At 65.1% G+C, this 3,521-nt stretch carries 5 protein-coding genes; 4 read left to right on the forward strand and 1 reads right to left on the reverse strand.

Features of this window, described 5'->3' with window-relative positions; genetic code table 11:
- From EN745_RS31940 to EN745_RS31950, 3 genes are all read left to right on the forward strand, one after another.
- Nucleotides 1-756: YcjX family protein (locus tag EN745_RS31940; protein ID WP_189363226.1), on the forward strand; the 756-nt coding region annotated here is incomplete at its 5' end.
- Nucleotides 753-1,835, forward strand: a complete 1,083-nt coding sequence (locus EN745_RS31945; protein ID WP_126054774.1) for a TIGR01620 family protein — start codon at nt 753-755, stop codon at nt 1,833-1,835. The genes EN745_RS31940 and EN745_RS31945, both read left to right, overlap by 4 nt.
- An 89-nt stretch (nt 1,836-1,924) precedes the next feature.
- Complete coding sequence (locus EN745_RS31950) at nt 1,925-2,479, forward strand: hypothetical protein (RefSeq protein WP_127423094.1); 555 nt, start codon at nt 1,925-1,927, stop codon at nt 2,477-2,479.
- 68 nt (nt 2,480-2,547) lie between these two features.
- Here EN745_RS31950 and EN745_RS31955 read toward each other — a convergent pair whose 3' ends face one another.
- A complete protein-coding gene (locus tag EN745_RS31955) occupies nt 2,548-2,814 on the reverse strand; it encodes a hypothetical protein (protein ID WP_126054776.1) in 267 nt (88 codons plus the stop codon).
- Between the two features lie 241 nt (nt 2,815-3,055).
- Here EN745_RS31955 and EN745_RS31960 point away from each other — a divergent pair.
- The coding region (locus EN745_RS31960) for a cation:proton antiporter (RefSeq protein WP_189363227.1) at nt 3,056-3,521 on the forward strand (466 nt) is incomplete at its 3' end.

Consider the following 3,521-nt stretch of genomic DNA (forward strand, 5'->3'; position numbering starts at 1 on the left):
CCGTTGCCGGCACTGGCCGAGCGGCGGCCCCGCCCCGGTTCGCTGCAGGCGATGATGGAGCGGCGCTACGAGGCCTACAAGACGCATGTGGTGAAACCGTTCTTCCGCGAGCACATCACGCGGCTCGACCGCCAGATCGTGCTGATCGACGCCATGCAGGCGCTGAACGCCGGCCCGGCCGCCATGGCCGACCTGGAGCGTGCCGTCACCGAAATCCTCGCCTGCTTCCGCCCCGGCCGCGGTAATTTCCTCACCGACCTGTTTTCACGGCGCATCGACCGCATCCTGGTGGCGGCAACCAAGGCCGATCACCTGCATCATGTAAGCCATGACCGGCTGCAGGCGATCGTGCGCCGGCTTGCCGACCGCGCGGTGGCGCGGGCGAACTTCACCGGCGCCGATGTTGACGTGGTCGCCATGGCGGCGGTGCGCGCCACCCGCGAGGGCACGGTCAAGCAGGGCCGCGAGACCTTGCCCGTCATCATCGGCATGCCGCTGAAAGGCGAGAAGATCAACGGCGAGACATTCGACGGAAAGACCGAAACAGCCATATTTCCCGGTGATTTGCCGGAGAAAGTCGATGCAGTGTTTCGAGCCTCCGAAACGCAGCCGCCGGACGGCGGCGAGCCGGCGATCCGCTTCGTGCGTTTTCGCCCGCCGAAGCTCGAACGCACGGCCGAGGGCGTGACGCTGTCGCTGCCGCATATAAGGCTCGACCGCGCGCTGCAGTTCCTGATCGGAGATCACCTCGCATGAGCGCGCCCCGCAGACCCGCTGCCTTCCGCATCGAGCCGGAAGCGAGCCAGGAGGCGCCGAAGCGCCACGCCGAGGCGGAGCCTGCGCGCAAACCGCGCGCGGCGAAGGCCGGTGCCGCCGTCGTCATTCCTTCCGAGATCGACGTCTTCGACGAACCGAACCTGGTCGCGGCCGAACCGCCGCCGGCCAGCGCGCCGCGCAAGCGTTCCCTGCTCGCCCGCCTGTTCTTCGGCGCCGTGGGCGTGCTGGTTTCGCTGGCGGTCGGCCTGTGGACGGACCAGCTCATCCGCGACCTGTTCGAACGCGCCGAATGGCTGGGCTGGCTGGCCGCCGGCATGGCGGCGATCGCGGTGTTCGCGCTCATCATCATCCTGGTGCGCGAATTCCTGGCCATTGCCCGCCTCGCCGAGGTCGAGAAGCTGCAACGGCGCGCGCTCGACGCCGTCTCCAGAGACGACCCGAAGGCTGCGCGCTCCGTCGTCGACGAGCTTTCTGCCTTCGTCGCAGCCAAGCCGGAGACCGCGGCCGGCAGGCGCTCGCTCGCCGGGCTGCGCGGCGAGATCATCGACGGCGGCAATCTGGTGCGGCTCGCCGAGACCGAGATCCTCGGCCCGCTCGATGCCCGCGCCAGGGTGATGATCCTCGAAGCGGCAAAGCGTGTGTCGCTGGTCACAGCTGTTAGTCCGCGCGCCCTCGTCGACGTCGCCTATGTCGTGTTCGAGGCCGGGCGGCTCATTCGCCGCCTCTCGGAGCTCTATGGTGGCCGGCCGGGCACGCTTGGCTTCTTCCGGCTGGCGCGCAGCGTCCTTGCCCATCTGGCGGTCACCGGCTCGATCGCCGTCGGCGACAGTTTCGTGCAGCAGATCGTCGGTCACGGCCTTGCTGCGAGGCTTTCGGCGAAGCTCGGCGAAGGCGTCGTCAACGGCATGATGACGGCACGAATCGGCATCGCGGCGATGGAAACGGCCAGGCCCCTGCCCTTCATCGCCGTCAGGCGGCCGGGACTGAGCGATTTCCTCTCCGCGCTGACATCGTTCGCCGCAAGGAAAGACGGTGAAACTTCGGCCTCCGGCAAGTAATCGGTGCGGCCAAGTGACGAAGCATTAACCAATCTTGTTCATGGTCTGACACGTCTAGCAAACAGCGTCCTTGCTGCCGGGTGTCGTCTATGAAAAGTGTAAATCTGTCCTGCGTCCTGTCTTTCGCGGTCGCGGTTGCGGCACCTTTGAGTTTTGCCGAAAAGGCCTTTGGCGCAGAGCCCGACAAGCAGTTCTTCCAGTCGGTCGAAGGCAAGTGGGTCGGCCCGGGCGAAATCGTCGCCGGCAAGTACAAAGGCACGAAATTCACCTGCAATTTCAATGGCACGACGCCTGACGGCAAGACCGGGATGACGCTCGACGGCGATTGCCGGGTCGGCGTGTTCACGCAGAAGATGTCCGCGACCGTCGAACGCAAGGGTCGCGAAGGCTACAAGGGCAACTTTATGGGTGGATCGTCCGGCAATGGGCTCGACATTATCGGCGGCAATGTCGTCGACACCCAGAAGGTCGTGTTCACCATCAACCGCAATCAATTGAACGGTGTCATGCAGGCGCGCATCCCGGACGACAATTCGATGACGGTGACGGTCGCCGTGCGCGTCAACAAGCAGTTGGTGCCGGTGATCGGCATGAGCCTGAAGCGGGTCGACACAGTCGAGGTCGGCTCGATCGCTCCGAACTGATATCCAACAACAGCAACGAAAAAGGCGGCGGCCTCGGGCCACCGCCTAGCCCGTTTCGATTCGGACGCTCAGCCCTTGATGGCGGCGGTCACTTCGTCATAGGCCTTGCAGGCCTCGGCCAAAGTCGAGGCGTCCTTGTACTTGTCCGTCACAGCCTGCACCTTGGCCGACAGGTCGGCTGCCTTGGACGGATCCTTGGTGATCGCTTCCTGCAGCGCGGCAGTCATGTCCTGCGCCTTCTTGGTCGCCATTTCGGCGGTGCACTCAGGCGCCTTCGAGCAGGCCGAACCAGCAAGCGCCGCAACACCCACGGCAACGAGCAAAAACTTCTTCATGTCAGTCATCTCCTCAAAAAAAGGCAGCGGCTTGATCGCCGCTCCCTCCCATGGCCGAAGCCAAGCGTCCCTTAACTGTCGATTGTGGCAGCACGCAACGCGTGCACCGCATAAACTTGTGTAACGCGGCTGCAACACAGGCAGAGGCCGGATTCGTGTTGTTCGCCGCCGGTCGATGCCCCTAGCCTTGCCTCCCGACCCCACGACATGCGAGGAAGCCTGCAGAAACGGAAAAGGCGGCATGGCGGCGGAAACATCGGGCAGCGATCTGATCCAAGTGGTGGCGCTGCTCGCGGCCGGCGTGGTCGCCGTCCCGATCTTCAAGCGCATGGGGCTCGGCTCCATCCTCGGCTACCTCGCCGCCGGCGTGATCATCGGCCCGTTCGGCCTTAGAGTCTTCTCCGAATCGGAAGCCATCCTTCACGTCGCCGAGCTCGGCGTCGTCATGTTCCTGTTCATCATCGGGCTGGAGATGCAGCCGTCGCGGCTCTGGGGGCTGCGCCGCGAGATCTTTGGCCTCGGCGCGCTGCAGGTCGGCGTCTGCGCGGCGCTGCTCACCAGCGTCGGACTGGCCGGCGGCTTTCCGGTTGCGCAATCCTTCGTCGCCGGCGCCGGTTTCGTGCTGACCTCGACGGCGATCGTCATGCAACTTCTGGAGGAACGCGGCGAGATCGCGACACCCAAAGGCCAGCGCATCGTTTCCATCC

The organism is Mesorhizobium sp. M4A.F.Ca.ET.022.05.2.1, assembly GCF_003998845.1.
Classification (GTDB): Bacteria; Pseudomonadota; Alphaproteobacteria; order Rhizobiales; family Rhizobiaceae; genus Mesorhizobium.

Excerpts from the sequence above, each read along its gene's own strand:
- EN745_RS31945 (WP_126054774.1), top strand. The coding sequence starts at position 753 with ATGAGCGCGCCCCGCAGACCCGCTGCCTTCCGCATCGAGCCGGAAGCG.
- EN745_RS31950 (WP_127423094.1), top strand. The coding sequence starts at position 1,925 with ATGAAAAGTGTAAATCTGTCCTGCGTCCTGTCTTTCGCGGTCGCGGTT.
- EN745_RS31955 (WP_126054776.1), bottom strand. The coding sequence starts at position 2,814 with ATGAAGAAGTTTTTGCTCGTTGCCGTGGGTGTTGCGGCGCTTGCTGGT.